We start from the raw sequence: 26,970 nt of genomic DNA on the forward strand, positions 1-26,970 counted from the left end.
CTATATTTCTAACTCAATCAATTATAGGGATTTATTGACAGTAAAATATTTTTGTTATATAGTATGTCTGTCGATATATCGAGTGTCGATATATTTAAGGAGGAGAGAATAATGAAGCCTTTATCTGAATCCACTTATTTAGTCTTACTTGCTCTCTATCAAGAGCCATTGCACGGCTATGGGATTATTAAAATGATTGACCATATTAGCGGGGGTACTTTCATTATTGCGCCCGGAACTTTATATGGAATTTTAACTAATTTAGTAAAGCAACAATACATAGAAACGTTAAGTGAAGAAAAAGATAGCCGTAAAAAAAAGACATACCTCCTAACAGATATAGGAAAAGATGCCTTACTCAATGAATTTAACAGATATAAAACAATGGTTGACTTTTCAAATCAAATTCTAGCTGAAGGGAAAAAATGATATGTTAACACCAAATTCTATTAAAAAGATCAGTAAAAAGTTCAGTAGCTTTACAGAAGAGGAGCATTGGTTACAACAAATGCTTCTTGAAGGCTGGATACTTAAAACTTATAACTCAGAGGATGATGTTTCTGAATATACTTATCGATTTGAACCTATCCATAATGAGGAGCAAAAAAACCGAATTTATAAAATAGATTTTCGTTCATTTAATAGGAAAAAGGATTATCTTGAGTTTTGTGAAATCTTTGAGGATGCAGGATGGACATCATTATCAAATCATTGGATGTCAAAGCATATTTTTTATACAGATGACCCACAGTCACATGGAATGATATTCTCTGATATCGAATCATATCGTGAACGAGAAAAGCGAAAAATGAAGGATAATTTGCTCTTTATTTGTCTGTCAATCATTGCTTCTGCCATTCTATTTGTTCTTTATATTACGTTTGAAAGAAGCTCCTTTATGGGAGTCTCACTCTTATCATTGGCCTATTGTGGAAAACATGTGATAGATTACTATAAACATCGAAAAATGTATAAAATACTAGAGTAGTCTATTAGAGTTCAAAGAGGCTATCTTAGGTAGGTTTAACTAGATAGCCTCTACTAATATTTTTCTAGTATCATCATTTACAATTAAAAATCTTCTTCCTTCGCTACCCATTTCGTAACTTCAGAAAAGTGCTTACGTTTCCCTGTTAATTTCTTCTCTTCCGGATAGCCTAGATAAATAAAGCCAAGCATTTCCGATTGCTCTGAAAGCTTGAATAGCTCCTTTACTTCTTCAGAATAACAAACATGACCCGTTCGCCAAACAGCTCCAAGGCCTAATGCGTGTGCAGCAAGAAGCATATTTTGTATCGCAGCATTAACAGCAGCGTATTCTTCTTTCAAAATGACCTTTTTATCATCGCTTGGCTCAACTGCTGCTGCAATAATAACTGGTGCTCTTAATGCCTTTTGCGAGATTTTTTCTAATCTGCTTACACTTTCCTCACTTGATGGGTCTTCTAATGTTTTCTCAGTGTATTTAGCAAGAGCTTTACCAAGACTTTTTCTCGCATCACCTGTTAAAACAAAAAATCTCCATGGCTCTGTTCGATGGTGAGCAGGTGCCCAAGTTCCAGCCTCAAGTATTTTCTCAAGTAATTCAGTCGGCACAGGATCCGATTTAACAACACCGACACTTCTTCTTTCTTTAATAGCAGTAAAAATATCCATTGTCATACACTCCTTTTACTTTTTTGCAAAGCAAATAACTGTAAATTACGAAAATTCACATATATACTTATATTGTATACTAAATCATGTTTAAGGGGTGTTTGCAAATGTATGAAGTCATAGTTATCGGTGCTGGTCCCGCTGGAGCAAGCGCAGCTCTCTTTACAGCTAAGGCTGGGAAGAAAACATGATTAATTGACAATGATAAAAGGATGACAAAACGTGCCTGGATTGAGAATCATTATGGAGTCCCTGAAATCAGTGGACCTGACTTAATTGAAACAGGATTAAATCAAGCAAAAAAACAAGGTGCAGAGGTAATCCAAGATTCTGTTGTCAACATTTCAAAGAAAGACGATAGCTTTGAACTAACAACTTCAGATGAGAAAAGCTTCCAAGCCAAGCACATTATATTAGCAACAGGCGTATTAGTTGAGCTTGGTGAAAAGCTTGGTGTTGCAACAATTGCAGGAACAGAACCACGTATTAAAAAGATTTTCAAGGTTGACCAAGCGGGCAATACGAATGTTGCAGGAATCTGGGCTGCCGGAACTTGTGCCGGTGTTAGTGTACATACGATTATCACTGCCGGCGACGGTGCAAAAGTGGCTATTAATCTTATAAGTGAGCTTAATGGTGAACGATATGTTGACCATGATGTTCTGAAGTAACTAGGAAAACTTAAAAATACTACTTTAATCAAATCAGGAAGGTTCACAATGAATAATCTCCTATTCATTTCCTAAGTCTATTTCCTCAAATCCCGTGAATCTTCCTCAGGTCTCTCACAATCATTTTACAAATTTACAAATTTTTTACTTAACAATCCATATTCCCTACAGTATTATATAACTAACGTGTCGTTCTTAATAAAATACACGTATTTCATATCAACTATAGCGAACATAGTAGGCAAAAAGTCATATTTAAGTAACTATACTGGCTCGATTACCGGATTATTTTCAAAGGAGACGATTCATTTGAAGTTCAAATCCATTTTTTGTAATTTATTTTTTAGAAATCATAAGTACAGCTTTTATACAGACAAATGTGTTCGTTGTGGAAAGAAACGAAATTCCCGGTAATTTCATCGATAATATTACTCATGACGAAAAGTTCATGAAAAACTTGTAAAGAAAAACAAGGTATTCCTGCCAATTTAGTCACATGAGAAAACGCAGTGGTTTCCCTGCGTTTTTCTTTTTGCGTTTTCGGTAGTCATCGTTTTGGTTAATTTCCTCGTGCAGTGCTCCCAATATCATTTACCTATTCTCCAAACATCACCATGTCATATTGATAACAATGTGTATTAATTACATCTTCTAAATTTTTCAAAAATTCATGATTGACACCTCCATTGAAAATCATTATCATTTATATTGATATTGATTCTCATTCTTAATTAAATCGTAAAGGAGGTAATGTCTGTTAATGAAGCAAACGCTACTATTGTCTTTTTTGCTGTTATTCGTCCTTAGTGGATGCGGCCAGGCTGCAAGCACACCGGAAAACATCCATTCAAGTACTGACAACTCAAAGCAGTATTCTATTACCGATTTCACAGGTCAGAAAATTACATTTAATACAGTTCCTGAACATGTTGTTGCTCTTAGTAATGGAGAAATGGACATTATTTATGCGCTTGGCGGAAAGCTTGTTGGACGCCCAACAACCTCAGGCAAACCAATTATTGCAGAAGCAGAAGCTGTTGAACAAATTGGAACAACTCATGAGCTTGATTTAGAAAAAATCACCTCAGTTCGTCCAGATGTTGTGTTAGGAAATGCCCAAATGAATGCAAAGGATGTACAGACAATTCAAGAACTTGGCGCACAAATGGTCTTAACTGAAGCTCAAGCTGTTGATGATATAAAATCACAAATCACACTATTTGGTGAGATGCTCCAAAAACAGGAAAAAGCTAAGGAGCTTATTACACAAATGGAGGATAAACTACAGACCTTAAAAACAGAAGATACTAAACGAGTCTTACTCGTATATGGCGCACCTGGTACATATATGGCCGCCTTACCTAACTCTTTAAGCGGCAATATCTTAGAGATAGCTGGTGGAGAAAATATTGCGAGTGATTTTCCAAGCTTAGAAACCTATCCACAGTACGCACAACTGAATGTTGAGAGAATTATCGAGGCAAACCCGGAATATATTTTGCTTATGAGTCATGGGAATCCTGAAGAAGTCAAAGAAGGCTTTATGAAGGAAATGGAGCAAAATGCAGCATGGAATAATTTAGATGCAGTAAAAGCCGGGAATGTTGATATTTTACCTGCCGATTTGTTTGGCACAAATCCGGGAACGCGAGTTGTCGATGCAGTAGAATATCTTGTAAAAATTCTTGATTCTCCAAATGAGGCATCATGAACATTGAAGTTAGAACAAGAAGACGAAGATGGGGATTTATTCTCTCTCCCTTCTTATTACTTTTTGTTGCGTTATTTGGTATAAGCTATGGCTCTGTATCAATTTCCATCAAAGATATTCTCGAGGTATTTTTCAGCGAAGCGAGTCAGCTAGATGAGACGATTATTTATCAATTACGTCTTCCTCGTGTTCTAATCGGTTTATTCGTTGGTGCATGTCTTGCTGTTTCAGGAGCCCTTCTACAGGGTGTTATGAAAAATTCCCTCGCTGACCCTGGAATCATCGGGGTAACCGCTGGTGGTGGCTTAACAGCAAGTATCACTATGATTTTATTCCCACAATTGAGCTATTTATTACCTGTATCTGCCTTTATCGGGGCATTTATTGCCGCTTTAGTCGTTTACATCCTTGCTTGGGACAATGGTGCATCTCCATTAAAAATTATCTTAGCAGGTGTTGCAATAAACGCATTGCTCGGTGCTGTACAAAATGGATTAATGGTTATTTATAGTGACAGAGTTCAAGCAGTTCTACCTTGGCTAGCAGGTGGATTAAACGGTCGGAGCTGGCATCATCTTTCCTTTATGATCCCATATGCTGTTGTTGGCTTATGTCTATCATTTTTTGCTATTAGACCAGCGAATCTGTTGTTGTTAGGTGATGATTCTGCAAAGCTATTAGGTCAAAAGGTTGAATTACAGCGATTTTTCATTATTCTGCTTGCTGCATTTTTAGCTGGAACTGCAGTAAGTGTTGCTGGATTAATCGGCTTCGTTGGTCTCGTAGTTCCACATGTTATCAGGCTTATTTTTGGAGAAGATTATCGAATTCTCTTACCACTGTCTGCAGTTGGCGGAGCCCTATTAGTCGTTTTCGCTGATACAATTGCTCGCTCGCTATTTGACCCAATCGAGCTGCCAGTTGGAGTTTTATTAGCCTGTATAGGTGCACCGTTCTTTTTACTATTATTAAAGAAACGGAGAATGATAGAAAGATGACTGTAATTGAAACTGACAACCTTACCTTACAAATTGGTCATTTTCACCTTCAACATATTGATATCAAGATTCCAAAAGAAAAAATAACAGCGATTATCGGACCAAATGGCTCAGGTAAGTCAACTTTACTAAAGGTCATTTCTCGATTGCTCACACATGATACAGGAGATGTACGTGTTGAAGGAAGATCAGCTAAGCAATATAAAGCAAAAGAGTTCGCTCAAATAGTATCAATGCTGCCACAATCAAAAAATTCCTTGCCTAATTTAACAGTCCGTGAATTGGTTTCTTACGGTCGTGCACCTTATAAAAAAATCTTTGAAGCTCGATTAACTGCTAACGATGAGGCTTTCATTAATTGGGCAATGGAGGTAACCGGTACAAAAAAGTTTGCTGATCGTATGTATACAACTCTTTCCGGTGGTGAGCAGCAGAAGGTTCGAATTGCGCTGACACTTGCACAAAACACATCAATTATTCTGTTAGACGAACCAACTACATTTCTTGATATCGCTCATCAGCTTGATGTCATGGAGATGCTGAAGGAAATCAATGAAACTTATCAATTTACAATCGTTATGGTCCTTCATGAGCTACAACAAGCAGCAGCCTATAGTGATTTTTTAATTGCAATGAAGCAAGGGAAGATAGCTGCATTTGGAAGTCCTAAGGAATTGTTAACACCACAGTTTTTAAAGGACGTATATGACATTGATGCTTTGGTCAAATATGAAGGAAATTACCCGCTTATCATTCCAAGACAACGAAATCTATCAGCATTAAGTATATAAATTTTAAGGAGGAATAAGAATGATTATCGTAACGAATCAATCAAAAATCACAAAGGGAAATGGAGAAAAGTTAATTGCGCGATTTAACAAAGTAGGCAAAGTAGAACGGATGGAAGGCTTTCTTGGCTTAGAGGTGTTATTAACACAAAACACTCGTGACTTTGATGAAGTAACGGTTGTCACACGCTGGGAAACGAAGGACCATTTTAAACAATGGACAAAAAGTGATGCCTTTAGAGAATCACACTCGAAGCGAGAAGTTCCTGAATATATCATTGAAAACAAAATTTCTTATTATGATGTTAAGGTTGTAAGAGAACCGATTGTTGATGAAGCGGAAAATCCATTCCAGGCACAAGCATAGCTAGATAATAACCAACATGACAAAGAGGGTGACTCTAGATAGACACCCTCTTTGGTTTATGATGAACGTTTTACCAATTTCCCATGAACAACCAATCTTCCCTTATGGCGATCAAGCCCATAATCACATGTCGATAATGTAATGATTTGGTCATTAGCATTTAGCTTTGTATTTGTTTTCACAACTGATTGCTGTTTAATCGTCTCTAAAAACTGCAAATAGTCCGTATCACTAAAAAAATCCGTCTCAATATAGTAAAAATCCGTTGTCGTGACATACGCTGAAAATACTTCAACATCATATCCTTTATAAAGGGTATCAAAGTAAAACTGATGATGCTCATTCACAAATTCTTGATTTAAAAATTTATCAAGCTGACCAAACATCGAACCATCCTTCATTCGATGTCCGTATAGGATCGTATGCCTTTCTACTTCTTGAATCGAATTACGGTAGTCCATAAAAATACTGCCTGCTCTTGTTTCTTCCCTTTTATAATTTTTTTGTAAATAATCCATATTGTTTGATGATTGGAGAATTGGATAATGAATGCTTGTATCATCAATTGTGATCCAACCGACAATATCGGAATTTATATGTAATAGATCTTGAAATTGTGAACGAATTTCTCCATCATCTCGAGATTCCTCGGTTTCTTTTGTTGGGACATACACTTCTTGAATTTCAGCTAGTACTTTGCGATTTTCATAATAATCATAAAAGATACTCAATAATTTATATCCTGAAAAAACAAACAATCCAAGAAAGATAATTGTTATGACACGTTGAAGGCTACTAGTCTTTGATTTTTTCCGCTTCAATTTCATATTGATAGTCACTAAAACACCCCATTTAAGCTAAATGCCGATCGGAACGATGTATAGACCAGTTTGATCATCCTCTTTCACGACACAATCGACACCATATATCCCTTTTAACCCATCCTTCGTAACGACATTTTCTGGTGTTCCTTCCATCATTAGCTCACCATTTTTCATCACTAGTAAGTAATCACTATAGCGAATCGCTTGGTTAATATCATGTAAAACCATCACAATTGTCACTTTATACTCCTCATTTAGACGTTTGATAAGCTGAAGAACCTCAAATTGATGAAAAATATCTAGATAAGTTGTCGGCTCATCTAAGAAGATTATTGGGGTTTTTTGGGCGATCGCCATGGCAATCCAAACACGTTGTCGCTCACCTCCAGAAAGCTCCTTTAGAGTAGCATGACGTTTTGCTTGTAAATTTGTACATTCAATGGCAAACTCGATTGCCTCCTGATCTTCCTGCTTATCTTGCTTTAATAGTCGCTTATATGGAATTCTTCCATAGCTAATGAGCTTTTCAACTGTTAGATCATGTGGAGCATCATTTTGCTGGTGGACAACCGCAAGTTTCCGCGCAAGCTCCTTTGCAGAATATTCATGTACAGCTTTCCCGTCGATGATAACTTGACCTTCTGATGGCAGCAAATTCCGGGACATCACTCCTAATAAGGTTGATTTCCCTGAACCATTAGGTCCGATAATTGTCGTCACTTTTCCTTTTTTAATTTTTGCGGTTACATCTTGTAGCTGATTGCTTTTTTTATCATAGGAGAAGGTGAGCTCGTTAATTTCCATTCGTCAAATCCCTCCTTCTAAGTAAAAAAATTAAAAACGGTCCACCAATAATCGACATAATGATGGAGGCAGGGATCTCATTCGGAGCTATAATGGTTCTTCCAACAGTATCTGCGACAAGTAGGAGTAATGCACCGGCTAAAGCTGAAAAAGGGATTAACACTTTATGGTCTGTACCAACTAACTGCCTCGAGATATGTGGAATTAATAGGCCAATAAAAGCAATCATCCCAGCAATGGCTGTTGCAATAGCTGCTAATAGCACAGCAACACTTGATATAAATAATCGTGAGCGAATGACGGATCCTCCTAGATTTCTCACGGTTTTATCTTGAAGTGCTAGTAGATTACAAGAGGAAAATAGGAGAAAGGCTAAGATAAGACCAATGCTACCGAATATTGTAATAATCTCAACATCCCCCCATGTTTTCATTGTTAAGGTCGATGTCGTTGCTGAGGTGACACTTGTAACCGTATAGCTCCCACGATAATTAAAGGTCTCACTTAACCCTGAAAAAATTGCATTTATCGCTACCCCAACGAGGATGATTCGCATTGGATTTAGGCCTGAATTCCAAGAAAAGCTATAAACAAGCAAACATGCTAGGGCACCACCGCAAAAAGCAAAAAGTGGTGACCAGAAATATAATGTAGGAAATACAGATACTCCAAGAACCCATGTAAATCCAGCACCTGAGGATATCCCTATTATCCCTGCATCCGCTAATGGATTTCGCATGACTGCCTGCAAAAGGACTCCTGATACAGCTAATGCTGCCCCGGCAAACAGGGAAATAATAAGTCTTGGTAGACGTAGATCTTTAATGACTTGAACATCATCATTTGCACCCGTTATGAGTCCTTTCACTAGCTCACCAATATTTACATCAATACTACCTGTAACAGCAGAAAAGCCAGCAACTCCTATTAGTAATATAATGACACATAGAAAACTAACGATTCTTTTTATTTTCATATTAAAACCCTCTATTAATCTCTATTTTATTCTCCATTTGGATATAGCATATTCATTAGCTCATCCATTGCTTCGACTACAGCTAAATTCCCTGTTGTCCCAAATAGTCGTTCTTCCAAATCGTAAACACGACCATTCTTCACCGCGTTAAAATGCTTCCAAATATCATTAGTTTTAAATTCCTCATCAAACATTTTAATTACTTCCTCTGGCATTCCATGTGCTGCTCTTAAAATAATATCTGGATTCGCTTGCTGAAGATATTCCGTATTTGAAGCTAAATATTCGACATCCTCACCTTGGACAATGTTCACACCACCAGCCCGTTTTACTAAATCACCAATATAGGAATGCTCTGTAGCTACTAAATAACTTCCTGGAACACCTAGTAAAATTAAGACGGTTGGCGCTTTTTCCCCTTTAGTCTCTGCTTCGATTTCTGCAAGGCGATTTCGGATGTCGGTAACAATCGTCTTCGCTTGTTCTTCACGATTATACGTCTCTCCTAATCTCGTAATTTCATCGAGCATACTCTCTAAGCTTTGTAAATTTAAAAAGCTTGCATCAATCTTTACTTTCTTAAACATCTCCCCCAGATCCGTCTTCAATGTCGTAACAGAATAGACTTCCGTTGGTTTTAGTGATTTTATAAGCTCCATATCGGGGCTCATTGGATTTCCAATCTCTTGAACACCTTCATATCGTTTCGGCAATTTCTTGTAGCTCGTTGGAACTCCTACTAAATCTAATTCAAGTGCATCAAATATTTCAGTAGCTGCAACCGTTGTAGAAATGATTCTCGAATCTTGTTGCTGCTCACTTCCCTTATTCGTTCCCCCATTAGATTCATTGCTTTTCGCTTCATAACTAGAACAACCACTGATAATGAACATACCTACTAGCATCATCAAGAGATATTTTCTCACGATTTAAACTCCTTTTTCCCTGAATAAACAGGGTCAGTCCCCAACAGCGATATGGGGCCAGACCCTAAATCAGGCAGTTTATTACAATGTTCCTAAACGGTATTTTCTAATTAATACAAACGCTGAAGCTCCGAATAATAGAATGAATAAACCGATCATTGCGGTATCTGCTGTCTTTGTATTGGCAACTTTATTCGTTTCTTTTGATGTGTTGCTTTCATTTGACTTTTCACCATCATCTTGCCCACGGTCAAAGGTAAGCTTATCCTCATCCTCAATATCCTTATGCTCGTTTGAAGGAGTTGTCGGATTAGTTGGATTTTCTGGAGCTTCTTCTCCCCCGTTATCTATATCTTCTGGTTGATTTGGTGTATTAGGCTGCTCATCTTTCAAATTTCCACCAACTGGCTTAATGCTCTTGGCATCAAAGGCAAATTGAACGTAATATTTGCCGTCATACACAATTGGTTCTTCAAAATAAACCTCTGTATACGCTGTTAACAATGCATTTAAATCTGTCACTTCAAAACGAACATCTCGCGTATCATTTGTCTCATCGACTTTTACAACTTCAGCATCAATGAGCTTGCCATTTTGCATCGTTCGAAATACTTTTATCCAATCACTGTTCTTTAATGTAATTGTTGCGTAAAATTTCTTATTTTTTACTGTTAGCTTTGCAGGCTTTACAGTGTACCCATCCATAACTGAAGTTTCTTTTGTACCATTCTTTAATACAGTAAAATCAATCGTATATTCTCCATCTGCAAGCCCTTCTTCAGGATTAGGATCTTGTGGAGTAGGTGTTTCCACTGCTTCCTCTTGCTCGAAAACGCCGTAAATACTAAAGTGGGAAACCTCTGCAGCGACAACACCCGCTTTGCGATCAATAGAGCTTGGAGTAATCAACTCAGCCTTTTTACCAGCTTCATTTATATAAACGACCTTGAGATTGTCCCAGTTGTTCACCTGCTCCTTGCTGATGTTAAACTCAAGTTTTACCGGTACTTCAAATTCGCTAATTTCTCGGTTACCTGCTTTTACTGTGAAATCATACATTGCACTTATAGCGTCCGCATGATTAGATGCAACTGATTTTGGAACATTAGCAAAATCAATTGTTAAGCTCTCACCTTTATTTAGCTTTTCCTGAAGGATGCGAATTGGAAATGAAGCTTTTACACCTTTTCCAGAAATAACAAGGCTTGCATTGCTGTTTAATGTTGATAAAATCTCATCACTAATATGCACGGTTTTTACTGTATGTCCTGCTAATTCATAAACCGCTTTTCCTTTATCATATTGGAAATTTTCCACACTCTTTACAGTCAGCGAAACATTTCCAGCTTCATCCTCTACAACCTCTGGTTCATTCGTATTAGGCTGTTCTGGCTCTACAGGTGGTTCAGGATTTGGGTTATTCGGTTGTTCTGGAGCTACCTTTGTGATACTTGTTTCATCAAGCTTAAGTTGAACCGTATAATAGTTATCATAATGGAGGGATGGAATCACAACATGAGTGTATACATCCAGCTTTTGCGATACATCTTCTATTGGAAAACGAACGACACGTGTATTGTCATTCGTATTTTCTGATACGACTTCTGCATCAACAAATGACCCTTGCTGCTTTGTTTGGAATAATGTAATCCAATCACTATTTTTTAGTGTCAGCTCAAGATAAGTGCCAGCTTCCTCAACAGATAAAACGGCAGGTTTTTCCGTGTATCCATCCATCACTGAAATTGAATCCGTACCATTTTTCAACACATTAAAATCAACCGTATACTCCCCAGACTCTAATTCGTTAGGCTCTTCTTCAACTGGAGGCTCAGGATTTGGTTGTTCAATTTTTTGAATACTATTTGTATCGAAGGCTAAACGAAACTTCTGTGTGTTACGATAATTTGCTGCAGGTACATGCATATCAACTTCAGCATTTATCATTTTACTTATGTCACTTACAACAAATTTTTCTACTCTGCTTAATGAAGCCTGATCCTCGCTAACGATTTCACCATCTAAAAGCAATCCACTATTCTCTAAACGAAGTCCAGTAATTAGTTGTCCTTCTTTTTCTTTAATAGTCAGGAAAAGAGTTGTCTTTCCATCCTCAACTGTTAAAGTCGCAGGTGTTCCTAAGTAATTTTGCATAGCAGATGCTTTATCTTCTGTTGCATGTAAAGCCTTGAAGTCAATTGTATATTGGCCATCCTCAAGCTCAATTGGGGTTTCCTGCTCCGGCTCTTCTGGAGTTGGCTCCTCCTCAGGCTGTTCTGGTTGTTCTGGTTGTTCCGGTTGTTCTTCCTCTATTGGTTTAATCGAATTTTCAACAAAATCTAATTGAATATCATGTGTCATTCCATATGACATAAACATCCTTGCATTCGTTATTTCTGAAACTCCTGCAATTTCAAACTTAACAACCTTTGAATTAGCTTCTGTATTTTCACTAATGATTGCTACATCCTTAAATTCTCCGGATACCTCAGTTTGCAGCTTCTGAATAACCTGACTAGCCCCTAATGTAAATGAGATATACTTTTTACCATCTTCTACAGTTAATGTTGCTGGCTTTGTAAAATAGGATCCCCAGCTAGCTGGTACAGGAGCACCGTTATACAATACATCATAAGAAATAGAATATTTTCCATTAGCTAATTCAGGTTCTTGTGCGGGTTCTTCACTTGGTTGCTCTGTTTCTGGATCCTCTGGTGTTGTTCCCTCACCTGGCTGCTCTGTTTCTGGATCCTCTGGTGTTGTTCCCTCACCTGGCTGCTCTGTTTCTGGATCCTCTGGTGTTGTTCCCTCACCTGGTTGCTCTGTTTCTGGATCCTCTGGTGTTGTTCCCTCACCTGGTTGCTCTGTTTCTGGATCCTCTGGTGTTGTTCCCTCACCTGGTTGCTCTGTTTCTGGTTCCTCTGATGTTGTTCCATCATTCGGTTGTTCTAAGGAAGGGTTAATGGCTTGTATACTTGCCATATCAAATTGAATTTGCACTGTATAGTAGTTATCATAAGAAAAGCCGGGAATGCTTGTGATGACAACATGTGTATATGCATCAAGCTTTTGTGATAAATCTTCTACTTGGAAGCGGACAACCCGTGTATTTGCTGCTTTATTTTCTGAAATGACTTGTGCATCACGAAATTCTCCTTGATATTTCGTTTGGAACAATTGAATCCAATCACTGTTTTTAAGAGTCAATTCAACAAATTTCTCATCGCCATTTACGATGAGCATAGCTGGCTTCTCCGTATATCCATCCATAACAGATATAGATTCTGTCCCATTTTTTAATACGTTAAAATGAATCGTATATTTTCCATCGGCAAGATTGTTAGACTCAGCAGCTGAAGCAATTGGTTGAAAGCTCACCGAAAATAAAATCATGAAAACTGAAAGGAATGTTACAATTTTTTTCATTATCCTATTCACAGAACCATTTCTCCTTTTCTTCTCTAGTATTATCTAAAACTAGTAGCCTTTAATTTCCATACTAAGTAAGCACCCGATAGAGCAAATATGAAAATAAATAAACTTATCATTGCTGTATCACCTGTTTCTGGATTTTCAATTGTATTTGCCGTTTCTGTTTTTGTTTCATTTTCAGTTGAAGCTGTTGTCTTTGTTGATTCATTGCTCTCTTTAGCTACATTATTTTTCACAGGGGCTTCACTTGAATTATTAGTAGCTGGTTTAACAGTACCTACTGGTTTAATACTGTTCGTATCAAACGAAAAACGGATTGTATAATCATGATCATAATCAATATCTTTTACTGTTACGTGAATCTTAGAAGCAAGTGGTTTTGAAAGATCTTCAATCGGAAATTGAACAACTCTCTTATCAGCCCCACTATCCGTACTAATGACATCTACATCACGATACCCACCACCAGCGGGAACTTTAAATTCGGTTACCCATGAGCTATGATTAATCGTCATTTGCATTTGCATCGTTCCGTCCTTCACAATGATCTTGGCTGGCTTCTCCCAATAATCATTTGCCATAGATGCTGAATCATTATCCGCATGCAGTACGGTGTAATTGATTGTGTATGTACCATCGGCAAGATCTGTAGCTGCTTGTGAAGTATTAGGATTTATAAACACAGCAACCAAGCAAACAATAAAGAGCAATAAAAATACACGTTGGTTAAAAGCCTTAACCATCATTTTTTCCCTCCATAACGTCTAAATAGAATTGATTATCATTCTCATTAATCTTGATAAAAAAGACAGACAGGATCTCCTTTCCCCTCTGAAGTTAAAAACACTTTAACAATATTGATTATCATTCTCATTTATGTGTATAAAAAAAATAGTCTCTATTCTAGCACTATCATCGTTCACACCTCCTATTCTATTACCATTTATTATCACAGTACGAGTTAATCATAAGTCATAGTGAGAATGATTGTCAATTAGAACATGTAAAAAATTGTATGAATTTCAAAAAATCTATTTCTAAATTTTTTTTAAAATTACCGAATCGAAAAATAAAAAAATGTTGAATAGAAAAGCCTCTATTCAACACTTCATTTATGAAAAAACATTATCATCGATTAATTCTTTTAGCCTTTGCATTTCCTTGAGCTCATTTACTTTTTCTGACATCATTAATGTATTTAATGTGCTCTCGATAAGATATGTACGTGGCTGTTGATTACTGATAATCTCATCCTCTATAAACCCTAATAGCTGAGTAAAGCGTTCATGCTCTTGATTGTTAACAGATATTTCAGATATTTTCTCCTTTAACTCCATCATCAATTGTTGAACATTTTCGAGAAAGTTAAGCTCCTTCCCATCAATGGCCCCTAACCATATGATCAATTCATTAGGGTCGACTAATTGTTCAGCTTTATCACTAACTTCAGCAACTATACTTTTTAATCGATTCACACAATATCGAATAATTTCTACTCTATTAATTTGCGAAGCTTTTGTTGCTGCATGATAGTAAATCATTTGCTGAAGCATCCCTGAAAAAAGAATCGCACAATCCATTAAAACCGGTCGTTTCTCTTCTCCGAAAATTTCTATAAATCGTTTGAACATCCACTCTAAATGACGAAGCCTCGTGACTTTAATGAATTGTTTAAGCTCTGGATCGTTTGAGGCAATTACTTCTTCAACAAGTGAGAATATTTTATTTTTTTTATTCGATAACATAAATAAATCAAGCTGCTTAATAAAGATATCCATATCAGATAAATTCTCACCAATGAGTAATTGATTTCGTTCCGCTTCATATTTCGTTTGTATATAGGTAAAGACCGCTTTGAATAGTTCACTTTTAGAAGGAAAATAATTATATAAAGTCCCTTTTGAAATTCCGCTATATTCCAAAATATCTTGAATAGATGTTGCCTGATATCCCTTTTCAATAAATAACTCATGCGCTTTAATAATGACTTGTTGTTTGCGATCCTTCATCTTTATCACCACCGTTCCAAATTAATAACGACTAAATTTCATGGTTTTATGAACCCATTTTTCTATTACATATCTTATCTGATTTTATTTCAGTTTACAAACATGGAAAATGTTAAGATTTATCTGTTGCATTTCGCGAAAGATGGGAGTAATATTACTCATTGTATAACTATAGTATAAAAAAATGTACCGTTTGTTTATTCAGGAGGAGAACTATTAATGAACAAAACAAATTTACCACCAAAACGACCGCCTTATGGTATCATTGCCATTCTTTTGGCTGGTGCGTTCGTTTCAATTTTAAATTCGACACTACTTAATGTTGCATTACCATCTATGATGGAAGATTTAAACGTTGGTGCAACAACAATCCAATGGTTGGCAACTGGATATATGCTAGTGAATGGTGTATTGATTCCAACAACAGCTTACTTAATTCAAAAATTTTCTGTTCGCCATTTATTTATCGCAGCCATGCTTTTATTTACAATTGGTACAGCAACTGCAAGTATAGCTGATTCATTTGCCGTATTATTAATCGGTAGAATGGTTCAGGCATCAGGATCTGCAGTGATGATGCCGTTATTAATGAATGTTTTACTTGTCAGCTTTCCAATTGAAAAACGTGGAGGAGCGATGGGGATATTAGGTCTCGTCATGATTTTTGCCCCAGCAATTGGTCCAACTTTATCTGGATGGATCGTTGAACACTATCATTGGAGAACATTGTTTTATATGATTCTTCCATTTGCAGTAATTGTCTTGCTATTCGCCTTCTTTAAATTGAAAGATACGAAGGAAAAAGTACATTTAACAATGGATGCTCTATCACTTGTTCTTTCAAGTATAGGATTTGGTTCATTGCTATATGGCTTCAGTACAGCCGGAGATAAAGGCTGGGATAGTCCATATGTATATGGAACATTAATTATCGGAGCATTGGCATTAGTCTTATTTATTTTCCGTCAATTTAAGCTTGATGAGCCGTTTCTTGATTTCCGTGTATATAAGTACCCGATGTTTGCTTTATCATCTGCTATCTCAATCGTCCTTAATATGGCGATGTTCTCAGCGATGATTTTAATGCCGATTTACTTGCAGCAATTGCGAGGAATCACACCATTAGATTCAGGGTTATTAATGCTACCTGGTGCGATTATTATGGGAATTATGTCTCCTATTACAGGTAAGCTTTTTGATAAATACGGAGCAAAGGTATTATCTATCGTTGGTTTAACGATAACTGTTATTACAACCTATTTCTTCAGTAAATTATCGATAGATACTTCTTATTCAACATTGCTTATTATGTATTCGGTTCGAATGTTTGGTATGTCAATGGTGATGATGCCAGTAATGACAAATGGCTTAAACCAACTTCCTGCACGTTTGAATCCACACGGTACTGCGATGAATAGTACATTGTCACAAGTATCAGGTGCGATTGGCTCTGCAATACTAGTAACGGTCATGACCTCACGTACGAAAGCACATGCTGAGGAAATTCAAAATTCTATAATGAGTAAATTAACGGAACAACCAACTGCAGAAGCTTTAGCTGAAATAAAAAACAAAATAATGGTTGATTCGATGATAAACGGGATTAATGATTCATTCCTCGTTTCCGTTTTCATTGCTGCATTAGCTCTTGTTCTTGCTCTTTTCATTAAGCGTGTAAAACAGAATAGCAATGAAGCACCAATAAAAGAGCAAGCTTAAACTGAATATAAAGGCCGAACGCTTCGAAGTGTTCGGTTTTTGTTTATCGAATCAATCTATTGACTCGAAGTATACATTTGTATACAATTTAAATGTAGTATACAAATGTATACAAAAGGAGTGATTGGATGAGAGACGGTAAAAGATTTTATAGAGACGTAAATCATCTTGAAGGTGAGCATCGACGAGAAGATTTTCGTCATCCAAGAGGCGGCGGTCACAACCGGAAGGAGCATCATCGTGGTGCAAAAACATTTCGCAGAGGAAGAGCACTTGAATTTTTAGCAAGACTTAATGTCAAACGTGATACGTTAAAGCAGCAATTAGAAACTCCAGAGCTTCAATCCATTAACCCAATTATCGTTGGTGAGTTAAAGGCCGTTGAATCGATTATCAATGAATTCACTCATTTGTTTGAAATTCATGAGGATGAAATGAAACAACACGGCTCAATTTGAAATGAAGGAGCTCAATCTAGAGAGAGCACATCTGCTGAAGAATAAATAAGGATAAAGCAACTAAAAAAACTGAACGGGGGATATAAAATGTTTATTCAATTAAGAAAAATAACTGTAAGTGAAGGAAGCGCTGAAAAAGTTATCAATCAATTTAGCAAGCCGGGAATCATTGAAGAGCAAGAAGGAATTGTTGATATTAAAATTTTAGAAAAAAAGGTAAGACGCGGAGAAGAAGAAGTAATCATTCTAGTAACCTGGGAATCAGAAGAACATTGGAAGCAATGGGAAAAGAGTGATGCACACATCGCAGGGCATAAAGCAAAACGCAATCAACAAAAACCAGAACATATTCTTAATGTAGAAGTTGGGATGTATGAAGTAAAAGCTGTTAAGAAGCCTGCAGAAAAATAAAACTTATTCATACAATAGAATAAATCAGGACATACCTTTTTAGCGATTTTGTATGTCCTTTTTTATATCATTTTTTCTAAATAGAATAAAAAACTAGCTTCTCTAAAGTCTCTTAACATTCATGTGCCATTTATACTGTCAGTAAATAGTGAGCTGACTAGTGAATTAACGATGCTCTTAAATTACTAGCTCCATTTTCCAAGTATCCCTTTAAACATGTTAACATATATACCCATCCCTCTTTTTGTCCAAGCATTTTGTTCACTATTTCAGGATCATCTGCTTTTAAGCCAGTTTCGTTTATTTCGATGATCGTAGTCGATTGTTCCAATTCTTTTAATGTAATGGTAACAACCGTTTCTTCACCATGCTCTGCTCCCCAAGAGAATACAATTTTTTTGCCTTCCTCGATTTCTAATACGTTGATTGCACCTTCTGCTTCGTATTCATCATATTTCAAAATGATTGTCTTACCTTGCTCCCATCTTTCAGAACTCGACGAAAACCAAAAATGTCCGATTTTATTCGGATCTACTATAGCATTAAACACATCAATTGCAGATTTTTGTATTTTGAATTTCGTTATTACTTGAGTATTCATTTTTCAACTCGCTCCTTGCTCTTACTAGTCGTAAAAGATTTTTTTCAATTAAATTCAAATCTGTTATTGTGCCTTGATGGAAATATAGCTACCACCTTTCATCTATTAGCTTCCAAATAGAACTGCGAAGGATACAAGGAATTTATTTAGCTTTTCCTGATTTTTACGAACCTTTATTTGAATATTGCATTCCTCTAACGCCTTTAGATGTTCTTTTAAATTATCTTCTATATTATCTCCTCTTGCAAATGCTATTTAACCATTACGTTTCTACCTTATCTTATATACTCAATCAACCAACAATCTTGATAAACCCCTTCGTGTAGCTCATGCTTTGGGAGAAATTTCACCTTTTTAAATCCACATTTTTCATAGCATTTTAACGCCCTCTTGTTCCACCCTTGAGGATCCATCACTACTCGGCTTGCTTTTTCATGCTCCAATAAGTACGTAACCATTGACGTTACAAGTAATGTACCAATTCCTTTATTCCAATACGCCGCTTCCCCAATAAATTGGTCTATGCCGTAAACATTTTCGTTTAAATAACCATACTCCACTTTTGCCTCGGCATCTAATTGATAAAATTGGATATATCCTATCTCTTTACCGTCAAACACAATAATGCATTTCATCGTTTCATCTTCAGGATCATAAAAAACGTTACGTACCTTTTCTAAATGAAACGGATTGTCCCTACCTTCATAATACTTAAGAACTTCAGGGTCAGAAAGCCATTTTGCTAACAAGAATTGATCTTCTTCTTCTAACAGACGCACTAATAATTTGCCATTTTGAAATAACATATTATCCTCACAATCGATTTAATAGAGTAAGATGAGATTCGTTTTTATGAAAGAATTTCTCCTATATTTACCCCTCAAAAACCTTAAGAATATGACAACCTTTCATCATCATACGCTTTATAAAATGATAAAGGTGTGTGAACTATTATGATATGGAACCAAAATAAAATCTTATTTTATACAATTAAAGGCTCATCGATTAAACAGTTCTTTATTATCGATCTTGTTGTTGGAACAGGTATTTACTATGGAGTAGAAACTTTCTCTTCAAATGTAGTCATAGCCATAATAGGCTGTGTGATTGGAACTGAGGGAATCAAAAGAATACCAAAGTTAATAAAATCAATTGAGTGAATTATGATGAACATATTTACATAAATAACTTAAAAGTTAATTCAACAAAAATGCGTAAAATCCTTTGGAATTCACGCACCCTTATATTAAGAGAGTACTATTTATAAAGAAAACTTTGCTAATTGTTCACCCCATGATGGTAATTTTGTCTCAACAAAACCCGCTTTTTTATAAACATTTTTTGATAAGATAAAATAAGACTCCCATTTTACTATTTTATATATGTATCCAAAACCGTTTCACTACATTGCCATCCTCTTCAATAAAGTCCTTATCTTGAACCCCACCGTTTTTTAAGATTACTTTTTCTGAGCCTTTATTCGTTTCATCACAAACAACAAGAACCTTTTGTATGCCAAGCTCCCGTGCTTTTTCTAATGATAAGGAAAGTAATTTAGTTGCATATCCCTTTCCCCTTTCACTAGGGCGGATTCCATATCCAATATGCCCTCCGCAGTTGAATAGCCGATCATTTAATTGATGGCGAATATTATCGGCCCCAATCACCTTTTTCCCTTTATCTACTAACCAAAAAGTAGAGTCTGGCACCCAATTTCCCGGGAGATTTTTACCCTCCTCGGAATCCTTTAATGATTGAATCATTTCCCGAAAATTTGTTGGGTCTTTACTTATTACCCAAGGTACCATTAACTCGCCACTTTCTTTCCATTCATTATAAAAAGATAGATATTCAGATTCATATTCCATCGAAGGCTTAGTTAAAAATATTTGCTTCAAAAAAATCACCTTCTAACATATTTTTCTAATTAGTATTCGGTTTACGGACTAAAAACTCCTTTTTATATTCGCGATTCCTTGATTTTTCAAAAGTAAAAAGAGCGTTTCTGAATCTTCATCCAGAAACGCTCTTTTAATAGCGAAATCATAATGGGGTTGGGGGATTAAGCATTTCATCAAAATTCATTTCAAGTAGCTGCCCAGCATGAACCAAGCCTGAACCAAATCCATACATTAATACTTTGTCTCCGTTTTTAACTTTCCCATCTCGTATTCCAAGGTCAAGCGCTAAAGGAATCGTTGCAGCTGAGGTGTTTCCGTAATTGATTAAGCTATAAAGTGTTTTCTCCATAGGATAATTCAATTTTTCACAAATTGGCTCGATTAACCGTAAGTTTGCGCTATGGGGTATAAACCAATCCACTTCGTCCAAGCTCATATCTGCCTTATCCAAAATATGTCTAATGTTATTAGGAACGTTTCGGACAACCCAGCGAAAAACTTCTCTACCATTTTGCACAAGATATTGCGTATCAACTAATTCAATATCATTTACCTTCTTTGCGAGGCCTGTGCGATATACGTGTTGCGCTCCACTCCCATCACTTCCCATATGAAACCCAATGAAGCGATTTGAGCGTTCATCCCTTTCAATTAAAACAGCACCTGCACCATCACCAAATAAAACACATGTACTTCGATCGGTATAGTCAGTAATTTTTGAAAGTGTTTCTGCCCCGAGAACAAGGACCTTTTTATGAAGACCTGAGGCAATATAGCTATTTGCTGTATGCAATGCATAAACAAAACCAGCACATGCTGCACTTACATCAATGGCACCTGTTCCCGGTATATTTAATCTGTTTTGGATGATGCTCGAAACAGATGGAAACGGGAAATCGGGCGTGCTAGTTGCCACGATAATCATATCGACATCATCAACTTTTTTATTATATCGTTTCATTAAATCCTCTACGGCAAATACACATAAATCACTTGTAAATTCGTTAGGGCCGGCAATTCTGCGCTCTTCAATTCCTGTTCTTTGAATAATCCAATCATTACTTGTTTCGACGATTTGCTCAAGATCAAAATTTGTTAACCTTTTTTCAGGCACATAAGTCCCAATTGCTGTCATTCTTGCACCAAACATTTTCTCCACCTACTTTTTTAAAGGTTAGTACTAGTATCTGGTACTAATTATAACATAAAATATCTAATTTCCAATGGTTACCTTTTCCCAGTGTTTAAAGTCTCCTACTATTATGGAAAAAAGACTGTTTTCTCATTCGTTACTAATGAAAAATTACTGCCCTAAAAAAGCGCAAAAAAAAGCACAGTCCCAAAGTCTTTAAGGATTGCACTAATCATCACCCATAAAATCTATAAATTATTTCTTTGCAACGATCGTATCAACAAAAGGTTCAACAGAGGAAATTGATACATCTTGATAATAATATTTTACAATGTCTTCGTATTTCTTTCCTTCCTTTGCCATTCCATTTGCTCCATATTGGCTCATGCCAACACCATGACCATAGCCTTTCGTTGTAAAGATTAGGTTTTCACCACTTTGTTCTACCTCAAAATCATTTGAAGGAAGGTCAAGTTTTTCTCTTATATCTTTCCCTCGGAATTCTTTATCACCTAATTTGATTGTAGCTACTCGATTGCTTTCTGTAAGTTTTTTCTCTCCAATCATGTCTGTTTGTCTGTTCAATTGAATCCCAAGTGCCTTTTCTACTTCTGAAATCGTTATAACCACTTGGTCATTAAATTTTGGGGATTCTTTATCCCAAGGACTTGCAACACTTCGTAAATAAGGATAGCTATGTTCCCAATAATCCTCTGAGTTTTCTGTATAGCCATTGCTTGTTGAATGAAAGGAAGGATCAATTAGTTTCCCTTCATATGTTAAGATTTGACCTTGTGTTGCATGAACCGCTTCCTGAATTTTAGTGATATTTGATTGATAATTTTCTCCCCACTGCTTGGCTAATTCAGCTTTATTTTTATAAACTTGATAGTTTTCGGGATTATCAGAGATGTCAGCATTTACACGAAGTAATACCTCCTCTTTAGAGCTATCAGGCACAAGCATTTTATTAACTAAAAATGTTCTTGCTGCCAGCGCTTGAGCCTTTAATGCCTCTAATTCAAACGTTGCTGGCATTTCAGATGCAACAACACCTACAACATATTCCTCAAACGGTACATTTTCTATTTTTTTTAAACTTGTCCTATACACTGAAACCTCAACTGCTTGATTTGCTGCTTCATTTGCCATTACATTGTTCTTATCAATTTTTAAATCTATTTCCTCATTACCTTTACTCTCTGAAAACGAGATTACTAGTATTGACGGGATTAAGAGAACTATAATAAAAGCTGAAAAGAAGATCCATAATAATGGACTGATTTTAATCATTTTGCCCTCCAAGTGAATTTTCTTATTATAGCCTATGTACTACCACCTTGTTATATCACCTTATTTTTCCAACCTATAGGAGGTTTTTACTTCTTTTTTTATGAGAAACTGTAACTTTTTTCATTTTTATTCGATTAATAACTGAACAGCTAAACATAAGGGGGGATACCATTGTCAGACTCCAATAAATTAGTTGAGATAATTGAGGAGGTATATGAACGGTATTATGGGGATGTGTATAAATTTTTAATCTGTTATACAGGCAATAGAAACGATGCAGAAGATTTAACCCAGGAAGTTTTTATGAGAGTCATAAAGTCTTTCTCTACTTTCAATAATGGAAGTAAATTAAAAACGTGGATACTTTCGATAGCTAAACATGTCGCAATTGACCATATGCGAAGAAGGAAGTTCCTCTCTATTTTTAAAGAAAGCTTTTTTCATCAGCTCCCTTCAAGCAAAAAGACACCTTATGAAATTCTTCAATTCAACGAAAATAAAAAACAATTATATGAAGCTATTTTTGCACTTAAGACAAAATATAAGGCAGTGATTATCCTGAGAGGAATAAATGAATACTCCATTAAAGAAACTGCTGAAATATTAGATTGTTCTGAATCAAAGGTAAAGGTTGATTACCACCGAGGATTAATTGCACTGAAAAAGATTTTACATATTGGGAATGAGGAGGAGGTATTTAATAATGCGAATTGAAGATGAAATTTTCGAATTAATAAGAAACTCTCCAGAATTAAAGCCCCGTGAACACTTTATACAGCAAACAAAAATGAAGTTAATGAATGAAGCAAAAAAATATAATCAAAGGCAAAAGCTTTTCAATACATCTTTTTATTGGTCTAGTATCGCTGCAACTATTGCAATCGTTATCTGGATTTCCTTTTTCGGAGGAATAACTTATATTTCAGATTCGGTTAGTCAAGTGATGGCATCCTTTCAAAAGAATACTACACCTCAAGTAGCTGAGGATCATCATGTAAATACGCCAATTTCAACTAAAAATCCTACCGTTTTCATTTATCATACACATAATACTGAATCTTTTACAACATTAGCTAGTAACAAGAAAAGTTTTAGCGACAGCAAAAAAAATATAACTTTAGTTGGCAAAAAGTTAAATGAATCATTAAGAGATAAAGAGATTTATTCACTCCACAATAAAATAGATATTCAAAAGGTACTTAAAAATGAAGGATTAAAATTTGAAGATTCCTATAAAGTATCACGCGAAATCATTAAAGAGGTTCTCGAAAAAAACAAAGATATCAAATTAGTACTAGATATTCATAGGGACAGCAGCAAACGTGAAGAGTCGACTATTAAAGTCAATGGAAAAAATGTTTCGAGAATTTCCTTTGTCGTTTCAGCAGTAAGTAGTAAGTATGAGGAAAATAGAAAAATAGCAGATCTTTTCCATCATAAACTACAAGATAAGTATCCTGGGATTTCAAGAGGGGTTCTAGTGGGAGGAAAAGCAACTAAAAACAACTATAACCAAGACCTATTCGATAATTCTCTTCTAATAGAAATTGGTGGTCCAGAAAATACCTTGGAAGAGGAATATAGAAGTGTTGAAATTCTATCAGAAGTCATTATAGACGTTTTAGATGAGATTGAGTAAAAAAATCATGAGGCTGTTTCATATAGGCAAGCTCCTTTTGAAGCAGCCCCATTTGAACTATTATCCTAAAAATATTAAGGCTTCATTCCACAAGCTAAAAAGAAAATCATCATCACAATGCATCAGGATAATTGACTAAGCTTTCAAACACTTGTTTAATGCCCTGGAATTCATTCTTTAGTTGAAAAAAGTTATTCACTCTTGGAGAAAGTCTTTTACAGCCGTTAAAAATGCAGGTAAATTATCATCATGTACAAAATGTCCAGCATCTTCTATTGTCACTAATTTGCAATTGGGGATAAGCTCAGAAGCCTCCTGCAATTTATTTTGTGGGACATGACTTGACTGACCACCGATAATTAGAGTTGGTACACTAATGTCTGGAAGCTGCTCCCACCATTTTGGGTTAGGGTTATTAAGCTGCTGGATGATTGACTGAATGACAAGCCAATCGAATGGTACTGGCTCAGACGGTTTCGGTGGAACTTCCAACTGCTCACCGGTAAAAGGTGGGGGAGTGTCGACAACAATCAACCTTTCTACCCTTGATGGATATGCTTCGGCGAAAAGATAGGAGACAGTTCCTCCCATCGAATGACCAATTAGTGTAAACCGCTCCAAATTCAGAGCATTTGCAAAATCTAGCAAATCTTTACACATTAATTCAAATGTGTAAGCATTCGTTCTTGCACTTCCACCATGTCCTCGTTGGTCTATAGCATAAATATGGTAATCCTCACCTAAAACAGCAGCGACATTATCCCAAGACTCCCCACTCATTCCTAATGCGTGAAGCGCTATAAGAGGTGGTGCAGTAGGCTCTCCGCTTTCATGATATTGCAATGTAAGTCCATTCACATCTATTTGTTTTTTGCGTGTTTCCATCACCGATCATCCCCTTTGTTTAAGATCTCTTCATATACTTTTTAGTTAAGCAAACAATCCTACTATTCTAGTTATCATTTTTGGCCTACTCACCTAGTTACAAAACTCATTTATGATTTGCTTCTTTAACGCTTCAATTGGAAACTTCTGAGGATAAGTGGAAATCATATACATAATTCCTTGGAGTACAGATGAAAAATATAATGAGCGTTGTCTCGGATTATCAACTCCTTTCCTTTCAAATATTTCGCATTGTAATTCAAATAATCTTGCATTTTCCTCAATCAGTAGTTTGCTATATTTTATAAGCTCTTCATCTGCCGCAGGCTGTGTTTGCAAATGAAGATAGAACCGGTGTACCTCAGGATTTTGCTGAATATTATCAATCGCTCCGTTAATAATATGTTCAAGCTGTTTGCTAGGTGTATCGATAGACTTTGCTCCTTCCATTACTTCAACAACTTCGTTAATTCTTTCATCAACCATTTCAGATAGTAACTCTTCCTTACCACTGTAATAGTTGTAGAGTAATCCTTTTGAAATACCTGCTTGCTTTGCTATATCGTTAATCGATGTTGCATAATATCCTCTATTAATAAACAATTGCATAGCTGCAATACGAATTTTCTCTATAGAGAGTTGACGAATACGTTCATTTTCTTCGGGAGTACGTGGCATGATAAGTTCAATCCTCCGTAATGCAATATTACTGCTTGAATTTTAATAAAATTTTGAGCTTGTATTTGCTCCAAATAAATCTCGATTATGTATAGGAAAGGCAATTCTTTTCCTAACAGTATCAGATTCATAATATTTACCATTTCATTTTATTATTGAATGAACGTTTAGTCAATTAAAAATAAATATAAAAAGTAAAAGGCATCCCTGTTCATTACAGAAACACCTCATTTGCACATACACTAAAAATATAATCAAATAGCATGATTACGTTTTTTATTCTTTTTGTCTCCTTGCTCCTCATCGACAGCTAAAATTTCTCGTTCCTCATGAAACTCGACTTCCGATTGTCCTGTTATTTCATCAAATGGAGTATAGATAAGCTCTACACTTTTCTTCTTTACAAATACTTTGTAAAATCCAATTGCAACTAATAATACTATAGCTGCTGGAAAACCTACGACCATTAAATCAATCGGGCTCATTTTATTTCCCCTTTATTCGCCTCTTTTAACAATCTATTGAAACATCTTTTCGATATGATGAAGTTCTACCTTATCTTCTTCCTTTCGAGCATCGATATACTCATTTTCATTCGTTATTTTTATTTTTCCATTTTTAAAGAATGCCAACAACCGCTTAGCTTCTTTGATAATTTTATCTTTACTGCTATTTAGCATTTCTCTTTTACGCTCAAACTCATGTTTATCCCATTGATCAATTTGATTAAGCTTTGGAAATGTATCAATTCCGGTAATGTAAGTAAGCCCTAGAAATCGAAGAAAGGAATAGCCATGGCAATAGTCATCATACAATTGTTCTAATAGCTCAACTAGATCACCTTCTTCTGCAATTATATGTTCCAAAAGTAGCACAATTCGCTGCTGTTCGAACTGCCCAAAGGGAATTTCCATTCGAATAAGTGTCTCTCTGTCTCTTATACAATCTCCGAGCCCACGAGACGGACTCCTATCTCGTATGCCGTCTTCTGCTTGAAAAAAAAAAAAAAACACACACACGACCACACTACAGATTACTGTACTATAGTCAAAGTGGAACGAAACAGCAATCAACGAATCTATTATAACATA

The 26,970-nt window shown here is 36.0% G+C and carries 30 protein-coding genes and 1 pseudogene; 14 read left to right on the forward strand and 17 right to left on the reverse strand.

All coding sequences use genetic code 11. From position 1 onward, the window contains the following. Positions 1-111: 111 nt before the first annotated feature. Together HU235_RS11430 and HU235_RS11435 are read left to right on the forward strand one after the other, a co-directional pair. A complete protein-coding gene (locus tag HU235_RS11430) occupies positions 112-429 on the forward strand; it encodes a PadR family transcriptional regulator (RefSeq protein ID WP_174880301.1) in 318 nt (105 codons plus the stop codon). A gap of 1 nt (position 430) precedes the next feature. Further along, entirely contained in the window at positions 431-988 is a 558-nt protein-coding gene (locus tag HU235_RS11435; protein WP_174880302.1) for a DUF2812 domain-containing protein, read from the forward strand. 83 nt (positions 989-1,071) lie between these two features. On the opposite strand, the gene HU235_RS11440 is transcribed toward HU235_RS11435, so the two are convergent. Then, complete coding sequence (locus HU235_RS11440; RefSeq protein WP_174880303.1) at positions 1,072-1,656, reverse strand: nitroreductase family protein; 585 nt, start codon at positions 1,654-1,656, stop codon at positions 1,072-1,074. A gap of 107 nt (positions 1,657-1,763) precedes the next feature. Between HU235_RS11440 and HU235_RS25520 the strand changes: the two genes are divergently transcribed. The 6 genes from HU235_RS25520 to isdG all read left to right on the forward strand — a co-directional run bounded on the left by HU235_RS25520 (position 1,764) and on the right by isdG (position 6,191). Beyond that, positions 1,764-1,847, forward strand: coding sequence for an FAD-binding protein (locus HU235_RS25520; protein ID WP_370877255.1), 84 nt, complete (start codon positions 1,764-1,766; stop codon positions 1,845-1,847). Positions 1,848-1,868: 21 nt separating this feature from the next. Then, positions 1,869-2,327 carry an FAD-dependent oxidoreductase gene (locus HU235_RS11445; protein ID WP_370877250.1) on the forward strand — a complete coding sequence of 153 codons (459 nt, stop codon included), beginning with the start codon at positions 1,869-1,871 and terminating at the stop codon, positions 2,325-2,327. Positions 2,328-3,087: 760 nt separating this feature from the next. Next, a complete protein-coding gene (locus tag HU235_RS11450; RefSeq protein WP_174880304.1) occupies positions 3,088-4,038 on the forward strand; it encodes an ABC transporter substrate-binding protein in 951 nt (316 codons plus the stop codon). Next, complete coding sequence (locus HU235_RS11455) at positions 4,035-5,036, forward strand: FecCD family ABC transporter permease (RefSeq protein ID WP_174880305.1); 1,002 nt, start codon at positions 4,035-4,037, stop codon at positions 5,034-5,036. Before HU235_RS11450 ends, HU235_RS11455 begins: the two co-directional genes overlap by 4 nt. Next, complete coding sequence (locus HU235_RS11460) at positions 5,033-5,827, forward strand: ABC transporter ATP-binding protein (protein WP_174880306.1); 795 nt, start codon at positions 5,033-5,035, stop codon at positions 5,825-5,827. Before HU235_RS11455 ends, HU235_RS11460 begins: the two co-directional genes overlap by 4 nt. 19 nt (positions 5,828-5,846) lie before the next feature. Continuing rightward, complete coding sequence (isdG, locus tag HU235_RS11465; protein WP_095300711.1) at positions 5,847-6,191, forward strand: heme oxygenase; 345 nt, start codon at positions 5,847-5,849, stop codon at positions 6,189-6,191. Positions 6,192-6,247: 56 nt separating this feature from the next. Here isdG and srtB read toward each other — a convergent pair whose 3' ends face one another. The 7 genes from srtB to HU235_RS11500 form a co-directional block, all read right to left on the reverse strand. Next, positions 6,248-7,018 (reverse strand): class B sortase, encoded by a 771-nt coding sequence (gene srtB, locus HU235_RS11470; protein WP_145582866.1) that lies wholly within the window; start codon positions 7,016-7,018, stop codon positions 6,248-6,250. Positions 7,019-7,048: 30 nt separating this feature from the next. Beyond that, the gene (locus tag HU235_RS11475; protein WP_174880307.1) at positions 7,049-7,819 is read right to left on the reverse strand and encodes an ABC transporter ATP-binding protein; all 771 of its coding nucleotides are present in this window, start codon (positions 7,817-7,819) and stop codon (positions 7,049-7,051) included. Then, entirely contained in the window at positions 7,809-8,795 is a 987-nt protein-coding gene (locus HU235_RS11480) for a FecCD family ABC transporter permease (protein ID WP_095300709.1), read from the reverse strand. The genes HU235_RS11475 and HU235_RS11480 overlap by 11 nt, the downstream gene beginning before the upstream one ends. 26 nt (positions 8,796-8,821) lie before the next feature. Beyond that, positions 8,822-9,700 (reverse strand): heme ABC transporter substrate-binding protein IsdE, encoded by an 879-nt coding sequence (gene isdE / locus HU235_RS11485; protein ID WP_370877254.1) that lies wholly within the window; start codon positions 9,698-9,700, stop codon positions 8,822-8,824. 102 nt (positions 9,701-9,802) lie between these two features. Then, positions 9,803-13,159, reverse strand: coding sequence for an NEAT domain-containing protein (locus tag HU235_RS11490; protein WP_174880308.1), 3,357 nt, complete (start codon positions 13,157-13,159; stop codon positions 9,803-9,805). Positions 13,160-13,188: 29 nt separating this feature from the next. Further along, positions 13,189-13,896, reverse strand: coding sequence for a heme uptake protein IsdC (isdC, locus tag HU235_RS11495; protein ID WP_174880316.1), 708 nt, complete (start codon positions 13,894-13,896; stop codon positions 13,189-13,191). Positions 13,897-14,265: 369 nt separating this feature from the next. After that, positions 14,266-15,162: a TetR/AcrR family transcriptional regulator gene (locus HU235_RS11500; RefSeq protein ID WP_145582859.1), complete on the reverse strand. Its 897-nt coding sequence runs from the start codon at positions 15,160-15,162 to the stop codon at positions 14,266-14,268. A gap of 219 nt (positions 15,163-15,381) precedes the next feature. On the opposite strand from HU235_RS11500, the gene HU235_RS11505 reads away from it, so the two are divergent. The 3 genes from HU235_RS11505 to HU235_RS11515 all read left to right on the forward strand — a co-directional run bounded on the left by HU235_RS11505 (position 15,382) and on the right by HU235_RS11515 (position 17,750). Continuing rightward, positions 15,382-16,881: a DHA2 family efflux MFS transporter permease subunit gene (locus tag HU235_RS11505; protein WP_095300703.1), complete on the forward strand. Its 1,500-nt coding sequence runs from the start codon at positions 15,382-15,384 to the stop codon at positions 16,879-16,881. Positions 16,882-17,009: 128 nt separating this feature from the next. Further along, a complete protein-coding gene (locus HU235_RS11510) occupies positions 17,010-17,339 on the forward strand; it encodes a hypothetical protein (RefSeq protein WP_174880309.1) in 330 nt (109 codons plus the stop codon). An 87-nt stretch (positions 17,340-17,426) separates the two neighbouring features. Further along, positions 17,427-17,750 carry an antibiotic biosynthesis monooxygenase gene (locus HU235_RS11515; RefSeq protein ID WP_095300701.1) on the forward strand — a complete coding sequence of 108 codons (324 nt, stop codon included), beginning with the start codon at positions 17,427-17,429 and terminating at the stop codon, positions 17,748-17,750. Between the two features lie 157 nt (positions 17,751-17,907). Here the strand turns inward: HU235_RS11515 and HU235_RS11520 are convergent, their stop codons facing one another. Both HU235_RS11520 and HU235_RS11525 read right to left on the reverse strand, forming a co-directional pair. Continuing rightward, positions 17,908-18,351, reverse strand: coding sequence for an SRPBCC family protein (locus HU235_RS11520; protein ID WP_174880310.1), 444 nt, complete (start codon positions 18,349-18,351; stop codon positions 17,908-17,910). Between the two features lie 275 nt (positions 18,352-18,626). Then, positions 18,627-19,157 (reverse strand): GNAT family N-acetyltransferase, encoded by a 531-nt coding sequence (locus tag HU235_RS11525; protein ID WP_174880311.1) that lies wholly within the window; start codon positions 19,155-19,157, stop codon positions 18,627-18,629. 147 nt (positions 19,158-19,304) lie between these two features. Between HU235_RS11525 and HU235_RS11530 the strand changes: the two genes are divergently transcribed. Beyond that, positions 19,305-19,511, forward strand: coding sequence for a hypothetical protein (locus tag HU235_RS11530; RefSeq protein ID WP_145583782.1), 207 nt, complete (start codon positions 19,305-19,307; stop codon positions 19,509-19,511). A 101-nt stretch (positions 19,512-19,612) separates the two neighbouring features. Here HU235_RS11530 and HU235_RS11535 read toward each other — a convergent pair. From HU235_RS11535 to spoIID, 4 genes and pseudogenes are all read right to left on the reverse strand, one after another. Continuing rightward, a pseudogene (locus HU235_RS11535) lies at positions 19,613-19,702 on the reverse strand (GNAT family N-acetyltransferase); the annotation flags it as partial. 25 nt (positions 19,703-19,727) lie between these two features. Then, entirely contained in the window at positions 19,728-20,219 is a 492-nt protein-coding gene (locus HU235_RS11540; protein ID WP_174880317.1) for a GNAT family N-acetyltransferase, read from the reverse strand. Between the two features lie 175 nt (positions 20,220-20,394). Beyond that, the gene (locus HU235_RS11545; protein WP_145583784.1) at positions 20,395-21,402 is read right to left on the reverse strand and encodes a ketoacyl-ACP synthase III; all 1,008 of its coding nucleotides are present in this window, start codon (positions 21,400-21,402) and stop codon (positions 20,395-20,397) included. A gap of 237 nt (positions 21,403-21,639) precedes the next feature. Further along, a complete protein-coding gene (gene spoIID / locus HU235_RS11550) occupies positions 21,640-22,677 on the reverse strand; it encodes a stage II sporulation protein D (protein ID WP_174880312.1) in 1,038 nt (345 codons plus the stop codon). 171 nt (positions 22,678-22,848) lie between these two features. Here spoIID and HU235_RS11555 point away from each other — a divergent pair, with 171 nt between their 5' ends. Further along, positions 22,849-23,391: an RNA polymerase sigma factor gene (locus tag HU235_RS11555; protein ID WP_095300693.1), complete on the forward strand. Its 543-nt coding sequence runs from the start codon at positions 22,849-22,851 to the stop codon at positions 23,389-23,391. Continuing rightward, positions 23,381-24,316 carry a stage II sporulation protein P gene (gene spoIIP, locus HU235_RS11560; RefSeq protein WP_170944358.1) on the forward strand — a complete coding sequence of 312 codons (936 nt, stop codon included), beginning with the start codon at positions 23,381-23,383 and terminating at the stop codon, positions 24,314-24,316. The genes HU235_RS11555 and spoIIP overlap by 11 nt, the downstream gene beginning before the upstream one ends. A gap of 195 nt (positions 24,317-24,511) precedes the next feature. Here spoIIP and HU235_RS11565 read toward each other — a convergent pair whose 3' ends face one another. From HU235_RS11565 to HU235_RS11575, 3 genes are all read right to left on the reverse strand, one after another. Beyond that, positions 24,512-25,201 carry an alpha/beta fold hydrolase gene (locus tag HU235_RS11565; RefSeq protein WP_174880313.1) on the reverse strand — a complete coding sequence of 230 codons (690 nt, stop codon included), beginning with the start codon at positions 25,199-25,201 and terminating at the stop codon, positions 24,512-24,514. 93 nt (positions 25,202-25,294) lie between these two features. Continuing rightward, positions 25,295-25,879, reverse strand: coding sequence for a TetR/AcrR family transcriptional regulator (locus HU235_RS11570; RefSeq protein ID WP_095300690.1), 585 nt, complete (start codon positions 25,877-25,879; stop codon positions 25,295-25,297). A 254-nt stretch (positions 25,880-26,133) separates the two neighbouring features. Continuing rightward, positions 26,134-26,364: a DUF3951 domain-containing protein gene (locus HU235_RS11575; protein WP_095300689.1), complete on the reverse strand. Its 231-nt coding sequence runs from the start codon at positions 26,362-26,364 to the stop codon at positions 26,134-26,136. Between the last annotated feature and the right edge of the window lie 606 nt (positions 26,365-26,970).

Source organism: Metabacillus niabensis (assembly GCF_902829255.1).
In the GTDB taxonomy this organism is placed as follows: domain Bacteria; phylum Bacillota; class Bacilli; order Bacillales; family Bacillaceae; genus Metabacillus; species Metabacillus niabensis.